The organism is Arthrobacter sp. 35/47 (assembly GCF_000520475.1).
Taxonomy (GTDB): domain Bacteria; phylum Actinomycetota; class Actinomycetes; order Actinomycetales; family Micrococcaceae; genus Arthrobacter_D; species Arthrobacter_D subterraneus.
Window position 1 is genome coordinate 106540 of the sequence record NZ_KI914581.1, and the last position, 26204, is coordinate 132743.

Consider the following 26204-nt stretch of genomic DNA (forward strand, 5'->3'; position numbering starts at 1 on the left):
GCGCAGTAGGCTGGATTGCATGAAAGCCATCCGTGAAGCCCGTCGCGACGACGTGCCCATCATTCTGCAGCTGATTCACGACCTCGCGGTCTATGAGAAGGAACCCGACGCAGTCCGCAACACGCCCGAAGGGCTTGAGGAGGCACTGTTCGGTTCACATCCCCGCATCTTTGCGCACGTGGCGGAGGACGACGGCGGCGTTCAGGGTTTTGCGCTCTGGTTCCTGAACTACTCCACCTGGGAAGGCGTCCACGGGATCTACCTTGAGGACCTGTACGTGCGCCCCGAAGCGCGCGGCGCCGGTTACGGCAAAGCCCTGCTGCAGACCCTTGCCGGCATCGCCGCGGAGCGCGGGTACGCCCGGGTCGAGTGGTCGGTCCTGAATTGGAATGAACCGTCCATCCAGTTCTACCGCAGCCTCGGTGCCCTGCCGCAGGAGGAGTGGATCACCTTCAGGCTGTCCGGAGCGCCGCTGGCCGGGTTCGCGGGGGCCGGGGCGTGAGACCGGCGGCGCATCGGCCCGAACCGATGCGCGTGATGCGCGGCCTGCGGACGGTGCCGCACCGGTTCACGGTGCCTCTGGATCACCGTGATCCGGCTGGGGAGCACCTTTCGATCTTCGCCCGGGAGTACAGTTCCACGGACCATGATGAGCAGGATGCAGCCCGGCTTCCGTGGCTACTGTTCCTTCAGGGCGGACCGGGCGTGCGCGGCAGCCGCGTCACCCAGCTCTCAGGCTGGATGAAGGCCGCCGCGCGGAGCTTCCGCATTCTGATGCTCGATCAACGCGGAACGGGACTTTCGGGTCCGGCGGACCTGGTAACCCTGCCCGGGCGGGGTGGCCCGGCTGACCAGGCGGCCTACCTCCGCCATTTCCGGGCGGACTCCATTGTTGCCGATGCTGAGCTGGTCCGTTCCGCACTGGGGTCGGAGCCCTGGACCGTCTTCGGGCAGAGTTTCGGCGGGTTCTGTACGCTCTCCTACCTCTCCTTCGCACCCGAGGGGGTCAAGCGCGCCCTCATCGCCGGCGGGCTGGCGCCCCTCGAGGGTCCGCCGGAGCGGGTCTACCGTGCCACCTACCCGCGCGTCGCGGAACGCAATGCCGAGTACTTCGCCCGTTATCCGGAGGACCGGGCCAGGGTCACAGGCATCATGCGGCACCTTGATCGGGTGGAGGAGTACCTGCCGAGCGGTGAACGCCTCACGGCGCAGCGGTTCCAGATGGCCGGATCATTCCTCGGCGGCAACACACGGATTGACGCCCTCCACTATCTGCTGGAGGACGCCTTCAGCGAAACATCAGGCAGTCCCCGCCTCTCGCCCGCCTTCCTCGATGAGCTCCAGGGCGTGGTCAGCCGCCGCTCGAATCCGCTCTACGCGCTCCTGCACGAGTCCATCTACTGCCAGGGCGGGGCGTCCGACTGGGCCGCCTGGCGGGTGCTGGAGGAGTTCCCGGAATTCGCGCCCGGCGCTGACGAGCCGCTGCTGACCGGCGAAATGGTCTACCCCTGGTATTTCGACGAGGATCCCGCGCTGGTGCCGCTGAAGGAGACCGCCCACCTGCTTGCCGCAGCGGACGGCTGGGGGCCGCTCTATGACCGGAACCGCCTGGCCGCCAACACGATGCCTGCAGCCGCCGCGGTCTACAGCGACGACATCTACGTTGACAGGGACCTCTCCCTGGAGACTGCGGCACTGGTTCGGGGCCTGCAGGTCTGGGAAACCTCGGAGTTCCACCATGACGGCATCCATGACGACGGCGAGGCAATCTTTACGCGCCTCCTCGCCATGACCTCTTCCCCCTGACCTTCCCTTAACGCCGGAAGGCGCCGGTCCCTGCAGGGGCCGGCGCCTTCCGCGCTGACGGTCGGGTCAGGTTCAGTGCTCGGGTCCGCCGGTCCGTGCGCTTTCGGCGTCCGCCGCGAGTTCGGCGTCGATCTTTGCCTGCTTGCCGGCGGGGCTCAGCAGGCTGGCGATCACAGCAACAACGATGGTTGCGACGATGAAGCCGAGTGACGCGAAGGTCGGGATTACGGGCGCCCACTCGATGTGCTGGCCGCCGTTGATGAACGGCAGCTCATTCTCGTGCATTGCATGCAGGATCAGCTTCACGCCGATGAAGGCCAGGATGATTGACAGAGCGTGCTTCAGGAAGATCAGGCGGGTCATCAGGCCACCCAGGAGGAAGTAGAGCTGGCGCAGGCCCATCAGAGCGAACAGGTTGGCCGTGAACACAATGAAGGGGCTCTGGGTCAGTCCGAAGATCGCCGGAATTGAATCCACGGCGAACAACAGGTCAGTCAGTCCGATCGTGATGAACACGATGATCATCGGAGTGAAGACCTTCTTGCCGTCCACCACGGTGCGGATCTTGTTGCCGTCGTAGTGCTCGGACATCGGCAGCACGTTACGCAGCCTGCCGATGAGCTTGTTCTCTTTCTCCTCTTCCTCTTCACCGGAATCCTTGGCCTGGTGGTACGCGGTCCACAGCAGGAAGGCGCCGAAGATGTAGAAGATCCAGGAGAAGTTGCTGATCAGGGCAGCGCCGAGCAGGATGAAAATTCCGCGCAGGATCAGGGCGATGATGATGCCCACCATCAGCACTTCCTGCTGGTACTTCCTGGGCACGGAGAACCTGGCCATGATGATGATGAAGACGAACAGGTTGTCGATGCTCAGGCTGTATTCGGTGACCCAGCCGGCGATGAACTGGCCGCCGAATTCCGGACCTGTGACGGCGAACATGATGCCCGCGAAAACGAGCGCCAGCGCAACGTAGAAGGAGACCCACAAGCCGGCTTCCTTCATGCTGGGCTCGTGCGGGCGCTTCACGACGAGGAGGAGGTCGAACAGGAGCACGAGGCCCAGAACGACGAAGGTGCCTATCTGAAAGGCAGCGGGCAGTTCAAGCACAGGGGACCCTTTCGAAGGTACAACGGGATTCGCAAGTCTCTCCGCCGCAACCGGAAGGTGCGACCGCTACGCCCGGCCGGCCGTCGTCGGCCCGCGTGTTGACGTTCGTAGCGCTGAAGGATACTCCCCTACGTTCGCACCATCGTACCCGCGGCGGGATGGTCAGGGGAAATGAGCCGCCGGTCAGGACGGGCGCCGGGCAAGCGCGGCGACGTGCGCGATGATCGCCGGTTCGGTCCAGTAGTCGCTGTGGCTGCGGACGATTCCGTCAGCACGGGGATCCGGCAGGTGCCGGTTTTCGGCCTGGGCGATGGGAAACCCGACCGGGTCGGTATCCCTCCAGAAATTGGTCCAGCTTCGCGACCCCGCCGCGGCGGCGGCCAGCAGCTCCGGTGAGAAGGTAGCAGGAAAAAACCGTGCGTACACCGAACTGATCGGTGATCCGGAGGTGATCAGGTGCGGACGCGGGGCGCCGGTCCCAGCGTCTGCGACAAGCCAGGCGCACAACACGGATCCCTGGCTGTGCGCCACCAGGGCCACTTCCCCGCGACCATGGCGGTCCACCAGTTCGGTGATTCCCGCAAGAGCTGCATCCCGGTAGGATGATCCGGCCAGCGGGTGGTCACTCACGGGCCAGAAGCCCGCGACGTCAGCGATCTTCCCGAGCACCTCGCGCAGGGCCCGCAACTGGCCGAGCAGTACCACCAGCACCACCACCCCGCCCGCGATCTGCAGCACCAGGATCGCCAGGGCGAGCCACGGACCGCCGAGCCTGCCCTCACCGAGGACAACCGCCGTCGCCATCGCCGCCAGCGCAAGGCTGACGGCCAGCGGGAGGATGCGGGGCAACAGGCGCGGCGCGTCCGCGCAGGCCTGATGCCACCAGCGGCCGCGCGCTGCCTTGCCGCTGCCAAGCGGCGGCAGCCCCGGGCCTGCGCCGGATGCCAGCACGACGGCGGTGGCCACGAGAGCGGCGGCCACGGCGATGAGCGCAAGAAAGGGAAAGAGATCGAGCCGGCTGTCCCCGGGATCGGCAGGGTTGTCATAGGGAAGGAGGATCCCGGAGTGCGGTTGCGGCGCGCGCACCCACCCGAAAAGACCGGTGACGTAACCCAGCAGATTGTCCAGGACCATGCGGACCAGCGCCGTGACCGCATGCATCAGGGGAACGGCGACGGCGAGCAGGACACCTGCTGCGGCGAGCGGCGCACGGCGGCCCTCGCACGCGGCCGGATTGCCGGGACCGGCGCTGCCGGAACCGCCGCCACTGGAACCGGCGCTGTTGGACCCGGCGCTGCAGACCGACAGGATGAGCGCCGCAGCGAACGCAATGCCCGTGCTCAGCGCTATCCACAGGGCCATGGCATCCAGGCGGGCCGCACCTTCGGGCATGGGAGTGGACGGCCATCCGTCATTGAGGAGCTGGGCGGGCGGTGCGAGGCTGAGAAGTGCACCGGCGCACACGACGAGCACCCCGTGGACCAGTGGCCGCAGGTAGGGGCGGTGCTGGCCCGACTGGGGTTTGACCACCGTGCGGTAACGATGCACCAGCCAGGCCGAGAGCAGGGCCGCTGCAGCCAGCGGAACAGCCCGCAGGACGCCCGGCTGGAGGTCCAGGTAGCGCAGGACAGTTTCGCCCAGCACGATCAGCCAGGCAAGCTGCGAGAGGGTCAGGACGGCTGCAACGCATCCGACGACGGCCCGGAGGACAGCCGTCCGGGCCCAACCGGCTCCCACGGGCTCCATGCGCCCGGCGACGTTGGCCAGGGTGAAAGGAAAAGCGAGGTACCAGAGGAACCCTGTCTTCAGGCGGCGGGACCGGGACCAGTTAACTATCCGCAACCGGTGATCCGGCAGCGGCGGCGGCGCGGCAACCTGCACCCAGTCGTTCAGCCGTTTCTCAACCGGCAGCCCGAGGCTGGTGTAGTACTCGTGGTCTCCGATGCCGTGAACCCGGATCTCGGTGAACGACCTGCTGCGGGCAGCACCCTGCTCGCCCATGGATCAGGCGTGCCCGGCGGACTGCATCTGCCGAAGCTCCTTTTTCAGGTCGCTCACCTCGTCGCGAAGGCGTGCAGCGAGCTCGAACTGGAGCTCCTCTGCCGCAGCATGCATCTGCTCCGTCAGCTGGCTGATCAGGTCTGTGAGGTCCTCAGCAGGAACCGCGGCGAGTCCGTCCCGCCGCACCACGGAGACCTTGCCCTTACCCTTGCCCCTGGAAGCCTTCGCTGTTTTTTCGAGGAGCGCGCGCGTGTCTGCGTCCTCCTTGGCCAGGGTGTCGGTGATGTCCGCGATGCGCTTGCGCAGCGGCTGCGGATCCACGCCGTTCTTCTTGTTGAACGCGATCTGGATGTCCCGGCGGCGGTTGGTCTCCTCGATGGCCTTCGCCATGGAATCGGTGATCCGGTCCGCGTACATGTGCACCTGGCCCGACACGTTTCGGGCGGCACGGCCGATGGTCTGGATCAGTGAGGTTGAACTGCGGAGGAACCCTTCCTTGTCTGCATCCAGGATGCTGACCAGGGAAACCTCGGGCAGGTCGAGGCCTTCCCTCAGCAGGTTGATCCCCACCAGGACATCGAAGGTTCCCATCCGGAGTTCGCGAAGGAGCTCCACGCGGCGCAGGGTATCGACGTCGGAGTGGAGGTATTCGACCTTGACGCCATGCTCCAGCAGGTACCCCGTGAGGTCTTCCGCCATGCGCTTGGTCAAGGTGGTGACGAGGACCCGCTCGTTCCGCTCGACGCGCGTCTGGATTTCTCCCAGCAGGTCATCAATCTGCCCCTTGCTGGGCTTGATGATGACCTCCGGATCCACCAGGCCGGTGGGCCGGATGATCTGCTGGACATAGCCATCGGACTTGCTGAGCTCGTATTTGCCCGGAGTGGCCGAGAGGTAGACCGTCTGGCCGATGCGCTCCAGGAACTCATCCCACTTCAGCGGCCGGTTGTCCATGGCGGAGGGCAGCCGGAAGCCGTGATCCACGAGGGTGCGCTTGCGCGACATGTCCCCCTCGTACATGGCGCCGATCTGCGGGATGGTCACATGCGACTCGTCAACCACCAGCAGGAAATCGTCGGGGAAATAATCGATCAGGCAGTGCGGTGCGCTGCCCCTGGTCCGACCGTCGATATGCCTTGAATAGTTCTCGATGCCGTTACAGAAACCCATCTGCTGCATCATTTCGAGGTCATAGGTGGTGCGCATCCGCAGCCGCTGGGCTTCAACCAGTTTGTTCTGCGATTCGAGCTCCTCCAGCCGTTCCCGCAGCTCATCCTCGATCCGGGTGATCGCACGGCTCATGCGTTCAGGGCCGGCCACGTAGTGCGAGGCCGGGAACACGTACATTTCCGTTTCCTCGCGCACCACCTCCCCGGTGAGCGGATGAAGCGTGTAGATCCGCTCAACCTCGTCACCGAAGAATTCGATGCGCAGCGCGAGCTCCTCATACATGGGAATGATCTCCACGGTGTCTCCGCGCACGCGGAACGTTCCGCGGTGGAAGTCCATGTCATTGCGGACGTACTGCATGGCAACGAACTGCCGGAGCAGGTCATCGCGGTTCATCTCCTGGCCCTGCCGGAGGGTCACCATGGCGGCGACATACTCTTCCGGGGTTCCGAGGCCGTAGATGCAGGAAACCGTTGCGACCACGATGACGTCGCGCCGCGTCAGGAGTGCGTTGGTGGCCGAGTGCCGGAGCCGTTCCACTTCCTCGTTGATGGAGGAGTCCTTCTCGATGAAGGTATCGGTCTGCGGCACGTACGCTTCGGGCTGGTAGTAGTCGTAGTAGGAGACGAAGTATTCCACCGCGTTGTTGGGCAGCAGTTCCCGGAACTCGTTGGCGAGCTGTGCTGCGAGGGTCTTGTTCTGCACCATCACCAGCGTGGGCCGCTGTACCTGCTCGATGAGCCACGCCGTGGTTGCGCTCTTGCCGGTACCGGTGGCGCCGAGCAGCACCACGTCCTTTTCACCGGCGTTGATCCGCCCGGCGAGTTCCTTGATGGCAGTAGGCTGGTCACCGGCCGGCTGATACTCGCTGATCACCTCAAAAGGCGCGACAACACGGTTGATCTCCTGCGCAAGACTCATAGTCTTACGTTACCGCCACACCCGGACAGCCACAGTCCGCGAGCGGTCCTCTTTGCTGGAGGCTGAAAGTCTCCTACGGTGCAGCTGGGTACTGCGGCGACCAGCCGGCGTCGTTCCTCCAGGCGCTCAGCCGGGGGGCCGCGAAGGAGGTGAACCAGTCCTCCTTGCAGGCCGCGTAGCCGGCCGTGGTGGTCTCCTCCCGGTGCAGGTCCGCGCAACGCTTTTTCTCCGCCGCATACGCCGCGGCGATCTCCGGATGCGCCCGCAGCCAGTCACGGAATGCCAGCGCAAATTCCCAGCCCGGCGAGCCCGCCGCACGGACGTGCAGGTTTACCGGACGCCCGGGATCGGCGTTGCAGTGCAGCCGTTTCTGCCACTGTTCCGCGTCCGGTGTTTCCGTGGTCGGTGTGTCCTGCCAGTTCCCCGGAAGCCGTGGGAACCCCGCCGCAGTCAGCTGATCGACGAGATCGTCGGCGTCCCTGAGTGAGCTGACCGTCAGCTGGAGGTCCAGCACATCCTTGGCGGGCAGTCCGGGTACGGCGGTGGAGCCGATATGGTCGACGCCGAGCACCCGGGGATCGATTTTCGCCAGCCGCCGGGCCAGGAGGTCAGCCTGCCGCGGCCAGTCCGCGTTCCGGCCGAGGACGGGCCCGCCGCGGCGTTCCGCTGCCTGCCGCCGGCCGATATTGCGCGCGAAAGGAAGCAGGCGCGCAGCCCACAGATGCCCCACTGCCGCGACCAGATCCCCGGGCTGTCCGGCATTGTCCAGCACGACGTCGGCTCCTGCGTTCCGCGTGGCCGGTTCTGCCTGCGCACCGATGCGGTCCTGCGCCTCCTGCTCGGTCATCCCACGGCGTTCCACCATACGGCGCACCCGCAGAGTGGTGGGAGCATCAATGACAACGACAAGATGGAAACTGTCTTCCTGGCCGGTCTCCACGAGGAGCGGAATATCATGCACGACGACGGCGTCAGGAGACGCTGCGCGGGCGGCCGCCTCCGCTTTCGCTGCCTCCCGCCGGACCCGGGGGTGGATGATTGCGTTGAGGGCAGCGCGCAGATCCGGGTCCGCGAAGATCCGGGCACCGAGCGCCGGCCGGTCCAGCGATCCGTCGGGGAGAAGCACCCCGTTCCCGAAAGCGGCGACAACCTCCTCCAGGCCGTCGGTGCCCGGTTCCACCACCGCCCGGGCGAGCCGGTCGGCATCGATCACCACGGCTCCTAGCTCCTGCAGCGTCGATGCCGCCAGCGACTTGCCCGCCGCGATCCCGCCCGTCAATCCAACCCTCAACATGAGTGCAAGGCTACCGGTGCGTGCCTCGGCTGCCATCCGGCTTGCCTACACTGGGTAGGTGACTGGGACGGCCGCTGCGGCAACGCGCTACACGACGATCGCCGGTCAGCATCGCCATGAACTGGAGATCCGGCGTTCACGCTTCATTACGGTGCTGCAGAGGGTGGAGACCGAAGACGAGGTCCGCGACCTCCTCGGGAAGCTCCGCCGCGAGTTCTCCGATGCCAGGCACCACTGCAGCGCATTTGTCCTCGGTTCCCGCCGCGAGATCCAGCGTGCCAACGACGACGGCGAGCCCTCCGGGACCGCCGGGCAACCGATGCTGGAGGCTCTCACCAGGCGCGAGTCTTCGCCCGGCCGCGCCGACCTGAGTGATATCGCTGCCATCGTTGTGCGTTACTTCGGCGGGACGCTGCTGGGCGCCGGCGGGTTGGTGCGGGCATACTCGGACTCAGTTTCCCAGGCGCTGGACAGCGCACCGGTGATCATCCGGGAACGACGCCGGGTGCTGGAGATTTTGGCGCCGCCCGCGACGGCCGGCCGCCTTGAGAATGAACTCCGTGCTCTGGGTACTCCGGTCCTGGCAGTGAAGTACGAAACGGAGCTCGTAAGGCTCACGGTGGCGGTCGATGATCAGCCCGCCGTCGTGGAGGCCTTCTCCGGCCGGATTGCCGGACTGACAGCGGGAACCCTGACTGCGCTGCCCATCGGACGCGAGTGGGTGGACCGTGCCTGAGTTCAGCCTTGACGCACTGCGCCGATGGCCTGATATCGAGGCGGACAACCTGTACGCCGTCGACGCCACGGACCGGCTGCTCCTGCACACGGCGTCCGCCGCGCTCCGGACCTCCTCCCCCGGCCAGGTGGCGGTCGTGGGTGACACGCACGGCGCGCTCACGCTCGGAGCGCTGCACGCGGGCGCCGAGGGCGTGCGGGTCCATCAGGATTCGCTGACCGGTGAGCGCGCACTCGCTGCGAACGCCCGCACCAACGGGTTCGACGGGCGGTTCACCTCCTCCGGTCTTGGTGCCGATCTGTTCAGCGGTGTCCGGCTGGTGCTGTTGCAGCTTCCCCGGTCACTTGAGGCACTGGAGGAGATCGCCTGGCACATTGCTGCGGAGGCTGACCCCGGCGTCACCGTCCTGGCGGGCGGGAGGGTCAAGCACATGGCGCCTGCGATGACCACAATCCTGAACCGGTATTTCGACACAGTGACGGCAGGTCTGGCCCGGCAGAAGTCACGGGTGCTCACCGCTTCGGGCTCCCTTCCGCCGGGTCCCTGCCCGTTCCCCCTCGAAGCGGAGTACGACGTCGGCCTCCCCCTTCCGCTGCGGCTGCGCGCCTACGGCGCAACTTTCGGGGGCGCGAAGCTGGATCCCGGCACCCGGTTCCTGCTGCCGCACCTTCGCGATGCCCGTCCTGCGGGCCAGGCCGTGGACCTCGGCTGCGGGAACGGCTCCATCGCCGCGTACCTGGCGCTGACCCGTCCGGGCATCACTGTGACGGCCACCGATACCTCGGCGGCGGCGGTGACGGCGACGAGGGCGACCGCCGAAGCCAACGGTGTCGGCGGCCGGGTCGCCGTCGTACGCGACGACGGGCTGTCGGCCCGGCCGGATCATGAAGACGGGTTCATTGTCCTGAATCCGCCGTTTCACTCCGGGCACACAGTTCATGCCGGGATCGCGCTGAAACTCTTCGCCGAGGCAGGAAGGGTGCTCTCACCGGGCGGGGAGCTGTGGACAGTCTGGAACAGCCACCTCCAGTATCGCGGTGCGCTGGAGCGGCTCGTCGGTCCCACCCGGCAGGTCGCGCGCAACCCCCGATTCACGGTGACGGTGTCCACGCGCACCGGCTGACGTCCGGATTACGGCCGTGCCCTCCCATTCCGGCCACTCAGCACCACCGGTTAACGCGGGAAGCCCCCGCCCACTTCACGTGGGCAGAGGCTTCCTGAGGGAATACGACCTTAGTTGCCGGTCAGCTTCTCACGCAGTGCGGCGAGAGCCTCATCCGAGGCGAGGGTACCGGACCCTGCCTGGTTGACCTCAGGAGCAGGCTCCGAAGAGTAGCTGGTGGTGCCGGAGTCAGCAGGCTCATTGGCGGCAGCGGCGTCGTCGGACGCGTGCTGGACAACCTGCTTCTTGTGGGACTCCCAGCGGGACTGGGCCTCAGCGTACTGGGCTTCCCAGGCGGCGCGCTGCGTCTCGTACCCCTCAAGCCACTCGTTGGACTCCGGATCGAAGCCCTCGGGGTACTTGTAGTTGCCCTCTTCGTCGTACTCAGCGGCCATGCCGTAGAGAGCCGGATCGAATTCGGTGCTGTCGGCGTCGACGCCCTCGTTGGCCTGCTTGAGGGACAGCGAGATCCGGCGGCGCTCGAGGTCGATATCGATGACCTTCACGAACAGCTCGTCGCCAACGGAGACAACCTGCTCGGCCAGCTCGACGTGGCGCACAGCGAGCTCGGAGATGTGAACGAGACCCTCGATGCCGTCCTCGACCCGGACGAACGCACCGAACGGAACAAGCTTGGTGACCTTACCGGGGACAACCTGGCCCAGCGCGTGGGTGCGGGCGAAGGTCTGCCACGGATCTTCCTGGGTGGCCTTGAGCGACAGGGACACGCGCTCGCGGTCCAGGTCAACCTCGAGAACCTCGACGGTGACTTCCTGACCAACCTCGACAACCTCGGACGGGTGGTCGATGTGCTTCCAGGAGAGCTCGGAAACGTGAACCAGACCGTCTACGCCGCCAAGGTCGACGAATGCGCCGAAGTTGACGATCGAGGACACAACGCCCGGACGGACCTGGCCCTTCTCCAGCTTGTTGAGGAAGGTGGAGCGGACCTCGGACTGCGTCTGCTCCAGCCAGGCGCGGCGGGACAGCACAACGTTGTTGCGGTTCTTGTCCAGCTCGATGATCTTGGCTTCGATCTGCTGGCCGATGTACGGAGCGAGGTCGCGGACACGACGCATCTCCACGAGGGAAGCGGGGAGGAAGCCGCGCAGGCCGATGTCGAGGATGAGGCCACCCTTGACAACTTCGATGACCGTACCGGTGACAACACCGTCTTCTTCCTTGACCTTCTCGATGTCGCCCCAGGCGCGCTCGTACTGAGCGCGCTTCTTGGAGAGGATCAGGCGGCCTTCCTTGTCTTCCTTGGTGAGGACAAGCGCTTCAACCTCGTCACCAACGGAGACCACGTCCCCCGGATCGACATCGTGCTTGATGGAAAGCTCGCGGGAAGGGATGACACCTTCGGTCTTGTAACCGATGTCGAGCAGAACTTCGTCGCGGTCAACCTTGACTACCGTTCCTTCAACGAGATCTCCGTCGTTGAAGTACTTGATGGTGGCGTCAATGGCTGCGAGGAAGTCCTCAGCGGTGCCGATGTCGTTGATAGCGACCTGCGGGGCACCTGGCTTCTCGGTGGTGGTGATGGTCATGTAGTTGGGGCTCCGTTGTGGATTATGGATTGATCCGGATTGCTGGACCGCACGGGAAGGCACACACTTTATGCACCACCATGAGGAACTGCCCGGATGCGGACAAATGGAAATTCAGATATTGGATAACGCACGGCAAGGCCCACTGTGCGCGGGACATGCCTACCTAGTCTAGCGTTCCGCCGCAATGCGGGTCAAAGCGCGCTGGGCGCGCCGGACGCACTGCTCAGAAGTGGGTGATGCAATACGGTGCCCGCGCCGCCGTGAAGAGCTGGGCGGCGCGCTCCACCCCGCCCGGAGAACACTCCGTCAACCGGCCGGCGGCGGCGAGGATGCGCGCGTCGACTCCCCCGAGGTACATCGAACCGAGGGCGGATACATCCATCGCAATGTCCGGATCAGCGCCGTCGTCAAGCGTACGCACCGAACCGGCGCCGTTGGCAGCGGTGAGCTCGAAGGTACCCGCAGCATGGCCGAGCGGGTCCGTGACGGAGAGGGTCAGGACGCCGTCGTGCTGGTAGGAGCGGCCGCCCAGAGCGGCTACCGGGTCAAGGATGCGCAGCCACAGGACGTCCTCGTCCGACGTCAGCACCCGGCAGCGCCGGTCGGTCAGCGCCCAGGGCAGCGGGTCCTCGACGGGGGCCATGCCGAAGGTGACGCGCTCAATCAGGTCGAGGGAGCCGAGGTAGCGCCACAGCTCCAGGTAGGCGGCCTCCGAGGCAGCCACCAGGTCCTTCACCCGCATTGTGTACGGCGTCTTCTCCCAGCCCGCGAACGAGTAGGACACAAAGCCGTCCGGTGTGCCGTCGTCGTCGTAATGGACTGCCGTGCGCAGCGCCTTGTCAGGTTGCGGGCGCTCCTCGCCCCACAGGCCGGCGGAGCGCCGGGCGTAGGCGTACTGGCGCCCGACCGATCCGGGTGAGCGGGCATGGAATGCGGCGAAGACCTCCTGCGTCAGTCCGACGGCGGCGTCCGCTTCCACAACCTCCATGCGCCCGTAGGGCGGAGCGGTGACGGCGAACCGTTCCCTGACATCCACCTCGATGGACGTGGTGTGGGTGGCTGTGCCGAAACCGAAGCGCCCATAGATGGTCGCCTCCGATGCCGTCAGGGCGGCAATAGCGTGGCCGCGGTCGGCTGCCGCCTGGAGATCCGCCGTGATCATCCGGCGGAGCAGCCCCCGCCGCCGGTGCGTGGGCCGGACCGTGACGGCGGTGATCAGGTGGGCGTCGAGGAACCTTCCGCCGCCGACGTTCAGCGAGTTCACCATGGTGCCGTAGGTTGCCACGGGGATGCGCGGGTTCCAGGCGTGCGGGCCGGGATGGTTGTCATACGCGCCCCACAGGATCCTGCCGTCCGCCGCATAGGCCTCCGCGAGTCTGGGCAGATCCTCCGCCTCCAGCCGCCCCTCGTGGAAGCCGAAGCTCACGCCCTCGAACCAGGCCGCAAGCGGGCTGTCCGCGGAGGTGTCGGTGTCCGGACCGACGGAGAAGGTCTCAATGCGAATGGGCGGTGCTGCGGTCTCGGCCTGGGTGTGCATGCTCACGAGAACCCAGCCTAGCCCTCCGGGAACCGGTGGGCCATGCACCCGCGGCGGCTGCTAGTGCGCTGCCTCATGCCAGCTGGTACCGGTGCCGACGGAGACATCGAGCGGAACAGAGAGGTCCGCCGCACCCGCCATTTCGGTGCGCACGATCCGCTCAACCTCCTCGCGTTCTCCGGGAGCGACTTCCAGCACGAGTTCATCATGCACCTGCAGCAGCATTCTCGAGACCAGGCCGCGGGAGCGCAGCTGGTCATCGACACCGAGCATTGCCTTCTTGATGATGTCCGCCGCCGAACCCTGGATCGGGGCGTTCAGCGCTGCGCGCTCCGCCATTTCCCGCAGCTGGCGGTTGTCGCTGGACAGATCCGGCAGGTACCGGCGCCTGCCCTCGATGGTTGAGGTGAAGCCGTCCTTGCGTGCCTGCTCCACGATCCCCCGCAGGTAATCCCGGACGGCGCCGAACCTGTCGAAGTAGTCGCCCATCAGGGTCCTGGCTTCATCGACGCTGATCGCAAGCTGCTTCGAGAGCCCGAAGGAGCTCAGGCCGTACACCAGCCCATAGGACATGGCCTTGACCTTCGAGCGCATGGCGTTGGTGACGTCCTCGGGTGCCACATGGAAGATGGAGGAGCCGACGAAGCGATGGAGGTCCTCTCCCTCCCTGAAGGCCTGGATCAGCCCCTCGTCGCCGGACAGGTGGGCCATGATCCGCATTTCGATCTGCGAGTAGTCGGCGGTCATCAGGCACTCGTAGCCGGGACCGACCACAAATGCCTCCCGGATCCGGCGCCCTTCGTCAGAGCGGATCGGAATGTTCTGGAGGTTGGGGTTCATCGATGACAGGCGTCCGGTTGCCGCGATGGTCTGGACATAGGTGGTGTGGATCCGGCCGTCGTCGGCCACTGATTTCCGGAGCCCTTCCACCGTCTGACGGAGCTTGGAGGCGTCACGGTGCGCCAGCAGCTGCTCCAGGAACGGGTGTCCGGTCTTCACGATGAGATCCGTGAGCGCATCCGCGTCGGTGGAGTAACCGGTTTTGATTTTCTTGGTCTTGGGGAGGGCGAGCTCGTCAAACAGGACAGCCTGGAGCTGCTTGGGCGAGCCGAGGTTGATCTCCTTGCCGATGATCCTGAATGCCTCGGCGCTGGTGTTGGCCATGGTCGCCGAGAAGTCGTCATAGAGACGGTCGAGTCCGTCGACGGCGACGCTGATCCCGGTCAGTTCCATGCGCGCGAGCACCTCGGAGAGCGGGAGCTCCAGCCCGGCGAGCAGCTGGTTGGCGCCGCGCTCCACCAGCTGTCCCGCGAAGTGCCTGCTGAGCTCCAGTGCGGCGAAGGCGGCGGCAACGGCGGGAGTTGCGACGTCCTCCTCCTCCAGCGCCAGTGCCTGCTGGCCGCCGGCTGCTGCCGTGGACGTGGCGAGCGTGAGCTTCAGGTGGACCTGGCTGAGGTCAGCGAGCTCGTAGCTGCGCCGGTCGGGCTGGATGAGGTAGCCGGAGATGGCGGTGTCATCCACCTCGCCCGCAAGGGTGAAACCGCGGGCGGAGAGCAGCTTGTAGGCCGCCTTGAAATCGTGCACCACCTTGGGTGCGTGGAGGTCCTGCAGCCAGTCCCCCACGACGCGCTCGGCGTCGGCATCCAGTTCCTCGAACGGAACGTAGATCGCCGCGGTGTCGGTGACCAGCGCTACGCCGACGGCTTCCTCTCCCCCGCTCGTGGCGCGGGTGACAACCTGGACGGCGGCGGTGGCCTGGTTGGTTCCGTTGAACCAGCTTTTCAATTCGGCGGCATCGGTGAGGACGTGATGCTCAGGGGGTGCCATCTCCTGCCCCGGGACGTCCGGCTCCTCCTCGCCGAACAGATCGAAGAGCCGCTTCCGCAGCACGTTGAACTGCAGGGCATCAAAAAGGTCTTCGACGGTGTCACGGTCGGGGCGCTGCGCCGCCATGGCCTCAAGATTGACAGGGAGTTCCAGGTCGGTCAGGAGCCGGTTCAGGCGCCGGTTGCGCTTGACGTTCTCGATGTTCTCGCGGAGGGCACCGCCGACCTTGCCGCCGATGGAGTCTAGATTCTCCAGGATGCCGTCCAGCCCCCCGTATTTCAGGATCCACTTGGCCGCCGTTTTCGGGCCGACGCCCGGCACGCCGGGCAGGTTGTCGGCGGTCTCTCCCACGAGGGCGGCCAGGTCCGAGTAGAGGTGCGGCGGAACAAAGTACTTCTCCTCCACCGCTTTGGCGTCCATCTGCGGGATGTTGGTTACGCCCTGTTTGGGGTACAGAACCGTGACACGGTCATTGACCAGCTGGAAAACGTCACGGTCACCGCTGACCACCTGGACATCCCAGCCCCGGTTTGCGGCGTCGACGGCCAGCGTGGCCAGGACGTCATCGGCTTCAAACCCTTCCATGGACAGTGTCGGGATGCGCATGGCCTCAAGCACCTTGATGATCAGGTCGATCTGGCCGTGGAACTCCTCCGGCGTGCGGGAGCGCCCACCCTTGTATTCGGAGTACTCGGTATCCCTGAAGGTGGGGGTGTCCAGGTCGAAGGCCACCGCGACGTGCGTGGGCTTCTGGTCCCGCAGCAGGTTGATCAGCATGGCAGTGAACCCGTACACCGCGTTGGTGTGCTGGCCGGTATCCGTGGAGAAGTTCTCGGCCGGGAGTGCGTAGAACGCACGGAACGCCATGGAGTGTCCGTCAACAACCAGCAGGCGGGAACGTTCCAGCGTGTCCAGCGGGGCAGGTGCGGCGGCGGTCTCAGCCGCGGCCCCGGCGCTGCCCTGAGCGCTGGTTGGATCGTCAATCTGCACGGTTTGGTTTGTTTGGCTCACAGGTGCCAGCCTAGTTCCCATGGATGACAAATTCACTCCGGCCCCAGGGGCCGACGACGGCCACCCCTTCCTCGCGGAACTGACCGAGGCGGGCGTACCGGCGGAGATGCATGAGTGGCTTCGCGGCCACGGCATCGGCCGGCTCGCCGCCAAGATGGGGATCGTCTTCCGGGAGATGGGCGCGGAGCGGATGGTGGCCACCATGCCCGTCGACGGAAATCAGCAGGTGGCGGGAATCCTCCACGGCGGCGCGCACCTGGTGCTCGCCGAGACACTCGGCTCCTTCGCTGCCGGAATCCATGCCGGCCCGGGAAGGCATGCGGTCGGGATCGAGATCGGCGCCACCCACCACCGGTCGGCCTCGTCCGGCCTCGTGACGGGGACCGCCACGGCAATCCACCTCGGCCGCACGCTTGCCACCCACGAGGTGGTCATGACCGATGAGGAGGGCCGGCGGCTTTCCACTGCCCGCATCACCAACCTCATCCGGGACTCGCGCTAGTCAACTGGGGAAGCGGAGTCAGGCGTGCGCTGCGGAGGCAGCGGTTCCGATTCCCAGCACGCCGAGGATCCCGCCGGAGGAGATCTCCAGGTTTCGTGTGACGCGGGGCCGGTTCAACCAGGCGTTGGCTTTGGCCGCAACAAGGCACAGTCCGGCCAGGTAGATGAGCACGATGGTCCCCAGCGTTGCCCCGAGGAGCATGGTCACCCCGAAGACTGATCCGTCCCGCGGCAGGAATTGCGGAACCACCGCGAGGAAGAACAGGCCGACCTTCGGATTCAGCATGGTCGACAGAAGCCCCGAGACCCCTGAATTCCAGGGCCGCGCCCCGACCAGCGCAGCGCTATCGGGCGCGGCCACCGCGGGCGACCGGTCTCCTCGGATGGCCCTGAACCCGAGGTACACCAGGTAGATCCCGCCGAGAATCTTGAGCCCTCGGTAGGCGACCGCGGACTGTTCTATGAGGGCGGCGAGGCCGACGGCAACCAGTACCGCCCAGACCAGGTAACCCACCGCTGACCCGAACGACGCCGCCACACCCGAGGAAACCTTCCGCAGGCTGAACCGGAGAATCAGGAAACTGTCCGGCCCCGGTGTCACCGCGAGCACTACGCATAACCCGCAGAACGCGAGGTAGGAGGAGATCGACATGTCTCCATTAGACGGCATCAGGGGCACCGGCCCCCAAAACGTCGGCCATTGTGGCGGACGGCGCCTGTTGGTGCCCGAAGTGGGACTCGAACCCACACACCTTTCGATACTGCATTTTGAGTGCAGCGCGTCTGCCAATTCCGCCATTCGGGCCGGGCGGCACAACGAACGTGAGTCCCATGACTCATGAACGTTCGGGTGCGCGAATCTACTCTACATGCCGATAGGCTGTTGCAGTGCACCGGCGCAGGCTGCCCCCGGGCAGCGCCGTCGCGCAGGCACAGCACAGAATCAATGAACGCATACCAAGGAGCCTCAGTGTCCCAGAACCGCGACTCAGCGAACTCGAGCCCGGCACGGCGCGTTATCGTCGCTGAGGATGAAACCCTCATTCGACTCGACATTGTGGAGATCCTGCGCGGAGAGGGCTACGACGTCGTCGCTGAGGCAGACAACGGCGAGAAGGCTGTCGAGCTGGCCCATGAACACAAGCCGGACCTCGTGCTCATGGATGTGAAGATGCCTGTCATGGACGGCATCTCGGCGGCCGAGCAGATCGTGAAGGCGCGCATCGCTCCGGTGGTCCTGTTGACCGCTTTCAGCCAGAAGGAACTCGTGGAGCGTGCCCGGGACGCCGGCGCCATGGCCTACGTGGTCAAGCCCTTCACTCCCGCGGATCTGGTTCCGGCGATCGAAATCGCCCTTTCACGCCACGAGGAAATCAAGGCGCTGGAAAACGAGGTCACGGACCTTCAGGAGCAGTTCGCCACCCGCAAGCTGGTTGAGCGTGCCAAGAGCCTGCTCACCACCAAGATGGGCCTCACCGAGCCGGAGGCTTTCCGCTGGATCCAGAAAACCTCGATGGACCGGCGCCTCAGCATGCGCGAGGTCGCGGAGACGATCATCAACCAGGTCAACTGATCCACGGAGGACGACGACGGCGGCAGTCTCCCGCCGTCGTCGGCTTAGCTGCCGGCGGATGAAAATCCAGGCAAAAAAACTGAAGGACCCCGCCGTGGCGGGGTCCTTCAGTTTCGGCAGTACCTGACTGGCGGTGCCTGACTACTTGTGCTTGTTCTTGACCGGCCAGGGGCCGACCTTCTCCTTGCTGGGCGTGTAGCCCTGGGGAAGCTGGCCCGCATCGGCGATGTCGCCGACCTTGTGAACCTTGATCGAGTTCGTGGACCCTGCCTGGCCTGGAGGGGATCCGGCGGCGATGACCACGAGGTCGTTCAGTTCCACCAGCTTCTGCTCGAACAGCACGCGGTCCACCTGTGCCGTCATCTGGTCAGTGTGCTCGGCGTACTCAACCAGCAGCGGCTGGACACCCCAGATCAGGGACATCTGGTTGAGCGTCGACTGCACCGGGGTGAAGGCGAAGACCGGCTTCGTGGGGCGCAGTCGCGACAGGCGACGCGCGGAATCCCCGGACTGGGTAAAGGTACAGATGTACTTCGCGTCCAGTTGGTCGGCGATTTCCACGGCAGCGCGCGTGATGGCACCGCCGCGCGTCTTCGGCTTGCTTCCCAGCGGCGGCACGCGGTCGAGTCCGTGCTTTTCCGTGGACTCGATGATGTCCGCCATGGTGCGCACGGTCTCGATGGGGTACTTGCCCACGCTGGTCTCCCCGGAAAGCATGACCGCGTCGGCGCCGTCGAGAACGGCGTTGGCGCAGTCGGAGGCTTCCGCGCGGGTGGGACGGGGGTTGTCGATCATCGATTCAAGCACCTGGGTGGCGACGATGACCGGCTTGGCCCACCGGCGTGCGAGCTCGATGGCGCGCTTCTGCACAATGGGGACGTCCTGCAGCGGCAGTTCAACGCCGAGATCGCCACGCGCCACCATGATGGCGTCGAAGGCATCGATGATTTCCTCAATCGCATCGACCGCCTGGGGCTTCTCGATCTTCGCGATGACCGGTACGCGCCGGCCTTCCTCGTCCATGATCTCGTGCACACGGTCGACGTCGGCGGCGTTCCGGACGAACGACAACGCCACCATGTCCACGCCGCGCTGGATCGCCCAGCGCAGGTCTTCCTCATCCTTGTCGCTGAGTGCGGGAACGTTGACCGCAACACCGGGCAGGTTGATGCCCTTGTTGTTGGAAACCGCGCCGCCCACGGTTACCTCGGCCGTGACCGTGGTGTCATCGACCGCCACGGCGCGCATGGCCACCTTGCCGTCGTCGATCAGGAGGGTGTCGCCGACGTTGACGTCCTGCGGCAGTCCCTTGTGGGTGGTGGAGCAGATCTCCGACGTTCCCTCGACTTCCTCGGTGGTGATGGTGAATGTGTCACCGGGAAGCAGTACGTGCGGTCCGTCAACGAACCGGCCCAGGCGGATCTTCGGGCCCTGGAGGTCCGCGAAGATGCCGACGGGACGGCCAAGCTCCTCGGCCGCCTTCCGGACGAATTCGTAGGTCTGGTTGTGCACGGAGTGGTCACCGTGGCTCATGTTCATGCGGGCGACGTCCACCCCGGCCTCAAGTACTGCGAGGGTGTTCTCATAGCTCGCGATTGCCGGGCCGAAAGTGGCCACTATCTTTGCGCGTCTCATAAAACCTTGCCTGTCGTGTCGTGTAGTGGATTGCTGTGCGCTCCGGCGTCCCTGGGGAATTACAGGACGTTGAGAGCGCGGTCTGTCGGTGCCACCGGCGCAGGCAGCTTGGTGTGGCCCATAAGCCACTGGTCAACCGCTGCAGCACATGCCCGGCCCTCCGCGATCGCCCATACGATGAGGGACTGGCCGCGTCCTGCGTCGCCTGCCACGAAGATGCCCGGCGTGTTGGTCATGTAATATCCGTCACGCTCAACGTTACCGCGCCCGTCAAAGGCTGCGTCGAGCTGTTCGGCGATGCCCGCCGGTTCCGGCCCGGTGAAGCCGAGTGACAGCAGCACCAGGTCTGCGGGAATGTCCCGCTCCGTGCCGGCCTTGGGCAGCCGCTTCCCGTTGACGAACTCGGTCTCGGCGACCCGGACAGCTGTCAGCTTTCCGTCCTCGCCGACAAATTCCACCGTTGACGCAAGGTAGGTGCGTTCGCCGCCCTCTTCATGCGCACTGGCAACCTCGAACAGCGTCGGGAAGGTGGGCCACGGCTGGTTCGAAGCCCGCTCGAGCGGAGGCTGCTGCCCGATCGCCAGGGTGGTGACCGAGACAGCCTTGTGCCGGTGCGCGGTGCCGATGCAGTCGGCGCCGGTGTCGCCGCCGCCCAGGATGACCACGTGCTTGCCCTCGGCGTGGATCTGGTCCTCGACCTCCTCGCCCGCGACAACCCTGTTGGCCTCAACGAGGTACTCCATGGCGAAGTGCACGCCCTCCAGCTCGCGGCCGGGAATGGGCAGGTCACGCGGCACGGTCGCTCCCGTGGCGATCACCACGGCGTCGTACCGGCGGCGCAGCTGGTCCCAGCTGATGTCCCGGCCCACTTCCACTCCGGCACGGAAGCGGGTGCCCTCGGCCTTCATCTGGTCCAGGCGGCGGTCGAGCTGGATTTTCTCCATCTTGAAATCAGGGATTCCGTAGCGCAGCAGGCCGCCGATGCGGTCGTCCCGCTCGTAGACGGCAACGGTATGCCCCGCCCGGGTCAGCTGCTGCGCGGCCGCGAGGCCTGCCGGACCGGAACCGACCACGGCGATGGTCTTGCCCGTGAGCCGCTCCGGCGGGTGCGGGTGTACCCAGTCGTTGTCGAAGGCCTCGTCGATGATCGACACCTCGACCTGCTTGATCGTCACCGGCGGCTGGTTGATTCCGAGCACGCAGGACGCCTCGCAGGGCGCGGGGCACAACCGGCCGGTGAATTCCGGGAAGTTGTTCGTGGCGTGGAGCCGGTCGATTGCCTCGCGGCCCTTGTCACGCCAGGTGAGGTCATTCCATTCCGGAATGAGGTTGCCGAGCGGGCATCCCTGGTGGCAGAACGGAATGCCGCAGTCCATGCAGCGCCCCGCCTGGCTCTTCAGGACGCCCTTCTCCTGCGCCTCGTAGACTTCCTTCCAGTCCATGATCCGGACCGGAACGGGCCTGCGCGGCTGCGTCTGCCGCTCGCGCACCTTCATGAATCCGCGTGGATCAGCCACCGGTAACCTCCAAAATCCTGGTCCAGACCTCTTCGCCGTCAGGGTCGAGGCCCTCTTCGATGGCGGCGGCCCGGGTATCGAGAACGCGTGCGTAGTCCCGCGGCAGCACTTTTGTCAGGCGCGGCACGGTGGACTCGAAATCTTCGAGCAGTTTGGCCGCGAGGGGCGACTCTGTTTCCTCCTGGTGTCTCAGGAGGAGCTGGCGGACAATATCGATGTCTTCCGCGTCGAGTTCCTCCAGTTTCAGCTCACCGCTGCTCAGTGCCTGGACATTCACGCGCGTCTCATCCAGATCGAGCACGTACGCGGTACCGCCGGACATGCCTGCGCCGAAGTTACGGCCGGTGCGACCGAGAATGAGCGTCTGGCCACCGGTCATGTACTCGCACCCGTGGTCGCCGATCCCTTCAACCACCGCCGTGGCACCGGAGTTGCGTACGAGGAACCGCTCCCCTACCTGGCCGCGCAGGAAGATCTCGCCGCTGGTTGCGCCGTAACCGATCACGTTGCCTGCAATCACGTTGCGGTCCGCGGCGAAGACGTTTGCCCGGTCCGGGCGCACAATGATCCGTCCGCCGGAGAGGCCCTTGCCCACATAGTCGTTGGAGTCTCCCAGCAGCCGCAGGGTGATTCCCGCCGGGAGGAACGCCCCGAGCGACTGGCCGGCGTGACCGGTCAGGGTGACGTCGATGGTGTCCGTCGCCAAAGTCTCGATGCCGAACCTGCGGGTGACTTCGTGGCCCAGCATGGTGCCGACCGAGCGGTCGGTGTTCACGACGTCGAGGGTGATGCGGACCGGCGCGCGGTGGTTGAGCGCGTCACTGCTCATGTCGATCAGCTTGTTGTCGAAGTGCTGATCGAGCTCGTGGTTCTGGGCGAACATGTTCCGCAGCGGAGCATCCTCGCCGAACTCGTTGCCGCGCAGGATCGGATCCAGGTCAAGGCCGTCAGCCTTCCAGTGGTCGACGGCGCGCTTGACGTCCAGCACCTCGCTGTGACCGATCGCTTCATCCAGGGACCGGAAGCCGAGTTCCGCCAGCAGTTCGCGGACCTCCTCCGCGATGAACTCGAAGAAGTTCACCACGAACTCCGGCTTGCCGGTGAAGCGGCTGCGCAGTTCCGGGTTCTGGGTTGCGACACCCACAGGGCAGGTGTCCAGGTGGCAGACGCGCATCATGATGCAGCCGGACACCACGAGGGGTGCGGTGGCGAAGCCGAACTCCTCACCACCGAGCAGCGCGGCGATCACTACGTCGCGCCCGGTCTTGAGCTGGCCGTCCACCTGGACCACCACGCGGTCGCGCAGGCCGTTGAGCATGAGGGTCTGCTGCGTTTCAGCGACACCCAGCTCCCACGGCACACCGGCGTGTTTGAGTGAGTTGAGCGGGCTGGCGCCGGTTCCGCCGTCGTGGCCGGAAATCAGGACGACGTCGGCCTTCGCCTTGGTGACGCCGGCCGCCACCGTGCCGATCCCCACTTCGGAGACCAGCTTCACGTGGACACGCGCCGAGGTATTGGCACGCTTCAGGTCGTAGATGAGCTGGGCCAGATCCTCGATCGAGTAGATGTCGTGGTGCGGCGGCGGGGAGATCAGGGCTACGCCAGGGGTGGAGTGCCGGGTGCGGGCCACCCACGGGTAGACCTTCTGGCTCATCAGCTGGCCGCCCTCGCCGGGCTTGGCACCCTGGGCCATCTTGATCTGGATGTCGTCAGCGTTGGTCAGGTACAGGCTGGTGACCCCGAACCGGCCGGAGGCGACCTGCTTGATGGCCGAACGCCGCTCGGGATCAAGCAACCGGTCCACGTCCTCGCCGCCTTCGCCCGTGTTCGACTTGGCGCCGAGACGGTTCATGGCGATGGCGAGGGTCTCATGCGCTTCCTGCGAGATCGAGCCGTAGCTCATGGCCCCGGTGGAGAAGCGCTTGACGATGCTGGAGACCGATTCGACTTCCTCGAGCGGCACCGGCTGGCGGAGCCCGTCCCTGAACCCGAGCAGGCCACGCAGGGTCATGAGCTCGCGGGACTGGTCGTCGACGCCCTTGGTGTATGCCTTGAAGATGTCGTAGCGGCGCTCGCGCGTGGCGTGCTGAAGGCGGAAGACCGTCTCAGGGTTGAACAGGTGCGGCGGTCCCTCGCGGCGCCACTGGTACTCGCCGCCGTTGTCGAGGGTGCGGTACGGGTCCTCGATGCCGTCCTGCGGGTAGGCGTACTCGTGGCGGGCGGCTGCCTCAGCGGCAACCACGTCGAGACCGACGCCGCCGAGCTGGGTCTGCGTGCCGTGGAAGTATTCATCCACCAGGTCCTGTGCGAGACCTAGGGCTTCGAAGGTCTGGGCGCCGCAGTAGGAGCTGACCGTGGAGATGCCCATCTTGGACATGATCTTCAGGACGCCCTTGCCGAGCCCCTTGATCAGGTTGGCTACTGCCTGTTCCGCAGAGACTCCGGAGATGTCCCCGTTGCGGACCAGCTCCTCACAGCTCTCCATGGCGAGGTACGGGTTGATGGCCGAAGCGCCGTAACCGATCAGCACGGCGACGTGGTGGACTTCGCGGACGTCGCCGGCCTCCACCACCAGGGACGTCTTGGTGCGGGTGGCGCTCTTGAGCAGATGGTGGTGCACCGCGCTCGTCAGCAGCAGCGACGGAATCGGCGCCCACTGCGCGTTCGAGTCGCGGTCGGAGAGCACCACATACTGGATGCCGCGGTTGATCGCGCTCGAGACCTGCTCGCAGATCTCCGCGAGCCGCGCCCGCAGGGAGGCTTCGCCGCCGTCGACGCGGTAGAGGCCGCGCACACGGACGGTGAGGCGGTCGCCGTCGTCGGACTCCAGGTTGGCGATCTTCGCAAGCTCATCATTGTTGATCACAGGGAAGGTGAGGGCAATCTGCTTGGAATGCACCTGGCTGGAGGAGAGCAGGTTGCCGTCGGGACCGATGGTCACGCCCATCGAGGTGACCAGTTCTTCGCGGATGGCATCCAGCGGAGGGTTGGTAACCTGTGCGAAGGACTGCACGAAGTAGTCGAACAGGAGCCGCGGCCGCTTTGAGAGAACAGCGATCGGGGTGTCCGAACCCATGGCGCCGAGCGGCTCCGCGCCGGCCCTGGCCATTGGGCCGAGCAGGATACGCAGTTCTTCCTGGGTGTAGCCGAAGGTGCGCTGCCTGCGGTTGATGGACGCCTTGGTGTGCACTACGTGCTCGCGCTCGGGGAGGTCCTTGAGGTCAATCAGGTTTTCCTTGACCCACTCGCCCCAGGGGTTCGCGGCCGCAATTTCGGCCTTGACTTCCTGGTCTTCGATGATGCGCCCGTCCTCGGTGTCAACGAGGAACATCTTGCCGGGCGACACTCGCCCCTTGCGCACGATCTTGGAGGGCTCGACGTCGATGACGCCCACCTCGGAGGCAAGGACAACGAGTCCGTCTTCCATGACCCAGTACCGGGCAGGGCGCAGGCCGTTGCGGTCCAGGACCGCTCCGACGAGGCGTCCGTCGGTGAAGGACACGGCAGCCGGGCCGTCCCAGGGCTCCATCAACATTGAGTGGTACTGATAGAAGGCCCGGCGGGCGGGGTCCATGGAGGTGTGGTTTTCCCAGGCCTCCGGAATCATCATCATGATCGCGTGGGTGATCGGGCGCCCGGCCAGCATCAGCAGTTCCGCAACCTCATCGAACGAGGCGGAGTCCGAGGCTCCCGGCGTACAGATGGGGAACAATTCCTCCGGCGAATCGCCTAGCAGGGGGTTGGCAAGCTGCGACTGCCGTGCCCGCATCCAGTTGCGGTTGCCCTTGACCGTGTTGATCTCGCCGTTGTGCGCAATGGTGCGGAAGGGCTGCGCCAGAGGCCACGAGGGGAACGTATTGGTGGAGAAACGCGAGTGGACAATTCCGAGCTTGGTCTTGAACCGCGGATCGGAGAGGTCAGGGTAGAAAGGCTCCAGCTGCGCCGTGGTCAGCATGCCCTTGTAGACCATGGTCCGGGAGGACAACGAGGGGAAGTAGACCCCGTACTTGTTCTGGGCGCGCTTCCGCAACCGGAACGCCTTGGCGTCGAGGTCCCGGGTGGCACCGTCCACCGGCGCGATGAAGAGCTGCACGAAGTGCGGCATGCACGCCCGTGCCATCGAACCGACCAGATCGGCCGTCACGGGAACCTCGCGCCAGCCCAGGACAGCCAGGCCCTCGGACTCGGCAAGGGTCTCGATCCCTGCGCGGGCCGTTGCCTCTTCGCCCGCCTCGGCGGGCAGGAACGCAGTTCCGACGGCGTAGCTCCCCGGCGCCGGGAGGTCGAAGTCGACGACGGCACGGAAGAACTCGTCCGGGACCTGCGTGAGGAGACCCGCGCCGTCGCCGGTGCCCTCATCAGCGCCGACGGCGCCCCGGTGTTCGAGATTGCGCAGCGCAGTGAGGGCCGCGTCGACGATGTCGTGCCCTGGTTCACCGCGGAGTGTGGCAATGACAGCCAGTCCGCAGGCGTCCTTCTCGTTTTCCGGGCTGTACAGGCCGGATGCCTCCGGGTACGAGGCAAAGCGCGTGAACGGTGATTCCGCGCGGGTCTCTGCCGACAGGATGCCGGTAGTGGGTGCAGTCATAGATAGAGTCCTTCCCCCATGATGGAGCGTCGGGAGGGGACGGCTTCGGCCCCGAGGCGCGCTTGTCCCCATCGAGGGAGGCGCTTCATTTCCTAGTGCACATTGTAGAGCCGGCACCCTCCACGCCTGCATGGCTTGCGGACATGGCGTACGGGCGGTGCGGCCTGGTCAATCCCGGTACTGCGCGAGGCCTGTGAGCCAGCTTGATGAACCGAGCAGAGCCACGACGCTGTGACGGTGTCCCTGCATTGGGGCGGTAGCCCCG

At 65.8% G+C, this 26204-nt stretch carries 17 protein-coding genes and 1 tRNA gene; 6 read left to right on the forward strand and 12 right to left on the reverse strand.

All coding sequences use genetic code 11. The features are described from left to right. Nucleotides 1–19: 19 nt before the first annotated feature. The gene (locus X803_RS0100890; RefSeq protein WP_026543654.1) at nt 20–502 is read left to right on the forward strand and encodes a GNAT family N-acetyltransferase; all 483 of its coding nucleotides are present in this window, start codon (nt 20–22) and stop codon (nt 500–502) included. A 35-nt stretch (nt 503–537) separates the two neighbouring features. Beyond that, nucleotides 538–1806, forward strand: coding sequence for an alpha/beta fold hydrolase (locus X803_RS16935; RefSeq protein ID WP_253907363.1), 1269 nt, complete (start codon nt 538–540; stop codon nt 1804–1806). A 72-nt stretch (nt 1807–1878) separates the two neighbouring features. Here X803_RS16935 and X803_RS0100900 read toward each other — a convergent pair whose 3' ends face one another. The 4 genes from X803_RS0100900 to coaE all read right to left on the reverse strand — a co-directional run bounded on the left by X803_RS0100900 (nt 1879) and on the right by coaE (nt 8299). Then, nucleotides 1879–2913, reverse strand: a complete 1035-nt coding sequence (locus X803_RS0100900; protein ID WP_026543655.1) for a TerC family protein — start codon at nt 2911–2913, stop codon at nt 1879–1881. 183 nt (nt 2914–3096) lie between these two features. After that, nucleotides 3097–4914 (reverse strand): alpha/beta hydrolase family protein, encoded by a 1818-nt coding sequence (locus X803_RS0100905; protein ID WP_026543656.1) that lies wholly within the window; start codon nt 4912–4914, stop codon nt 3097–3099. A gap of 3 nt (nt 4915–4917) precedes the next feature. Continuing rightward, nucleotides 4918–7005 carry an excinuclease ABC subunit UvrB gene (gene uvrB, locus X803_RS0100910; RefSeq protein WP_026543657.1) on the reverse strand — a complete coding sequence of 696 codons (2088 nt, stop codon included), beginning with the start codon at nt 7003–7005 and terminating at the stop codon, nt 4918–4920. 73 nt (nt 7006–7078) lie between these two features. Further along, complete coding sequence (coaE, locus tag X803_RS16940; protein ID WP_035777437.1) at nt 7079–8299, reverse strand: dephospho-CoA kinase; 1221 nt, start codon at nt 8297–8299, stop codon at nt 7079–7081. Nucleotides 8300–8357: 58 nt separating this feature from the next. Here coaE and X803_RS0100925 point away from each other — a divergent pair, with 58 nt between their 5' ends. Together X803_RS0100925 and X803_RS0100930 are read left to right on the forward strand one after the other, a co-directional pair. Further along, complete coding sequence (locus tag X803_RS0100925; protein WP_026543659.1) at nt 8358–9035, forward strand: YigZ family protein; 678 nt, start codon at nt 8358–8360, stop codon at nt 9033–9035. Then, the gene (locus tag X803_RS0100930) at nt 9028–10158 is read left to right on the forward strand and encodes a class I SAM-dependent methyltransferase (RefSeq protein WP_026543660.1); all 1131 of its coding nucleotides are present in this window, start codon (nt 9028–9030) and stop codon (nt 10156–10158) included. Before X803_RS0100925 ends, X803_RS0100930 begins: the two co-directional genes overlap by 8 nt. A gap of 110 nt (nt 10159–10268) precedes the next feature. On the opposite strand, the gene rpsA is transcribed toward X803_RS0100930, so the two are convergent. From rpsA to polA, 3 genes are all read right to left on the reverse strand, one after another. Beyond that, nucleotides 10269–11747, reverse strand: coding sequence for a 30S ribosomal protein S1 (gene rpsA, locus X803_RS0100935; protein WP_026543661.1), 1479 nt, complete (start codon nt 11745–11747; stop codon nt 10269–10271). 226 nt (nt 11748–11973) lie between these two features. Beyond that, a complete protein-coding gene (locus X803_RS0100940; RefSeq protein ID WP_026543662.1) occupies nt 11974–13287 on the reverse strand; it encodes a GNAT family N-acetyltransferase in 1314 nt (437 codons plus the stop codon). Nucleotides 13288–13347: 60 nt separating this feature from the next. Then, nucleotides 13348–16146: a DNA polymerase I gene (gene polA, locus X803_RS0100945; protein WP_084033239.1), complete on the reverse strand. Its 2799-nt coding sequence runs from the start codon at nt 16144–16146 to the stop codon at nt 13348–13350. Here polA and X803_RS0100950 point away from each other — a divergent pair. Continuing rightward, on the forward strand, nt 16145–16627 hold the full coding sequence (locus X803_RS0100950) for a hotdog fold thioesterase (RefSeq protein WP_026543664.1): 483 nt from the start codon (nt 16145–16147) through the stop codon (nt 16625–16627). The two genes, polA and X803_RS0100950, sit on opposite strands and share 2 nt — an antisense overlap. Nucleotides 16628–16645: 18 nt before the next feature. Here X803_RS0100950 and X803_RS0100955 read toward each other — a convergent pair whose 3' ends face one another. Both X803_RS0100955 and X803_RS0100960 read right to left on the reverse strand, forming a co-directional pair. Then, nucleotides 16646–17278, reverse strand: coding sequence for a LysE family translocator (locus tag X803_RS0100955; protein ID WP_026543665.1), 633 nt, complete (start codon nt 17276–17278; stop codon nt 16646–16648). 68 nt (nt 17279–17346) lie between these two features. Beyond that, nucleotides 17347–17431, reverse strand: a tRNA-Leu gene (locus X803_RS0100960). 141 nt (nt 17432–17572) lie between these two features. On the opposite strand from X803_RS0100960, the gene X803_RS0100965 reads away from it, so the two are divergent. Next, entirely contained in the window at nt 17573–18199 is a 627-nt protein-coding gene (locus tag X803_RS0100965; RefSeq protein WP_051470325.1) for an ANTAR domain-containing response regulator, read from the forward strand. 141 nt (nt 18200–18340) lie between these two features. Here the strand turns inward: X803_RS0100965 and pyk are convergent, their stop codons facing one another. From pyk to gltB, 3 genes are read right to left on the reverse strand one after another with little or no spacing between them, the layout of a single operon-like run. Beyond that, nucleotides 18341–19834: a pyruvate kinase gene (pyk, locus tag X803_RS0100970; RefSeq protein WP_026543667.1), complete on the reverse strand. Its 1494-nt coding sequence runs from the start codon at nt 19832–19834 to the stop codon at nt 18341–18343. 59 nt (nt 19835–19893) lie between these two features. Continuing rightward, entirely contained in the window at nt 19894–21351 is a 1458-nt protein-coding gene (locus X803_RS0100975; RefSeq protein WP_026543668.1) for a glutamate synthase subunit beta, read from the reverse strand. Further along, nucleotides 21344–25939, reverse strand: coding sequence for a glutamate synthase large subunit (gene gltB / locus X803_RS0100980; protein ID WP_051470327.1), 4596 nt, complete (start codon nt 25937–25939; stop codon nt 21344–21346). The genes X803_RS0100975 and gltB overlap by 8 nt, the downstream gene beginning before the upstream one ends. Nucleotides 25940–26204 lie beyond the last annotated feature (265 nt).

What these genes read in the sequence shown, in the direction of transcription:
- X803_RS16935 (WP_253907363.1), top strand. Translation starts at nt 538, where the DNA reads ATGCGCGGCCTGCGGACGGTGCCGCACCGGTTCACGGTGCCTCTGGAT.
- gltB (WP_051470327.1), bottom strand. Translation starts at nt 25,939, where the DNA reads ATGACTGCACCCACTACCGGCATCCTGTCGGCAGAGACCCGCGCGGAA.
- uvrB (WP_026543657.1), bottom strand. Translation starts at nt 7,005, where the DNA reads ATGAGTCTTGCGCAGGAGATCAACCGTGTTGTCGCGCCTTTTGAGGTG.
- X803_RS0100890 (WP_026543654.1), top strand. Translation starts at nt 20, where the DNA reads ATGAAAGCCATCCGTGAAGCCCGTCGCGACGACGTGCCCATCATTCTG.
- X803_RS0100905 (WP_026543656.1), bottom strand. Translation starts at nt 4,914, where the DNA reads ATGGGCGAGCAGGGTGCTGCCCGCAGCAGGTCGTTCACCGAGATCCGG.
- X803_RS0100940 (WP_026543662.1), bottom strand. Translation starts at nt 13,287, where the DNA reads ATGCACACCCAGGCCGAGACCGCAGCACCGCCCATTCGCATTGAGACC.
- X803_RS0100965 (WP_051470325.1), top strand. Translation starts at nt 17,573, where the DNA reads ATGAACGCATACCAAGGAGCCTCAGTGTCCCAGAACCGCGACTCAGCG.
- polA (WP_084033239.1), bottom strand. Translation starts at nt 16,146, where the DNA reads ATGGGAACTAGGCTGGCACCTGTGAGCCAAACAAACCAAACCGTGCAG.
- pyk (WP_026543667.1), bottom strand. Translation starts at nt 19,834, where the DNA reads ATGAGACGCGCAAAGATAGTGGCCACTTTCGGCCCGGCAATCGCGAGC.
- X803_RS0100950 (WP_026543664.1), top strand. Translation starts at nt 16,145, where the DNA reads ATGGATGACAAATTCACTCCGGCCCCAGGGGCCGACGACGGCCACCCC.
- X803_RS0100955 (WP_026543665.1), bottom strand. Translation starts at nt 17,278, where the DNA reads ATGTCGATCTCCTCCTACCTCGCGTTCTGCGGGTTATGCGTAGTGCTC.
- coaE (WP_035777437.1), bottom strand. Translation starts at nt 8,299, where the DNA reads ATGTTGAGGGTTGGATTGACGGGCGGGATCGCGGCGGGCAAGTCGCTG.
- rpsA (WP_026543661.1), bottom strand. Translation starts at nt 11,747, where the DNA reads ATGACCATCACCACCACCGAGAAGCCAGGTGCCCCGCAGGTCGCTATC.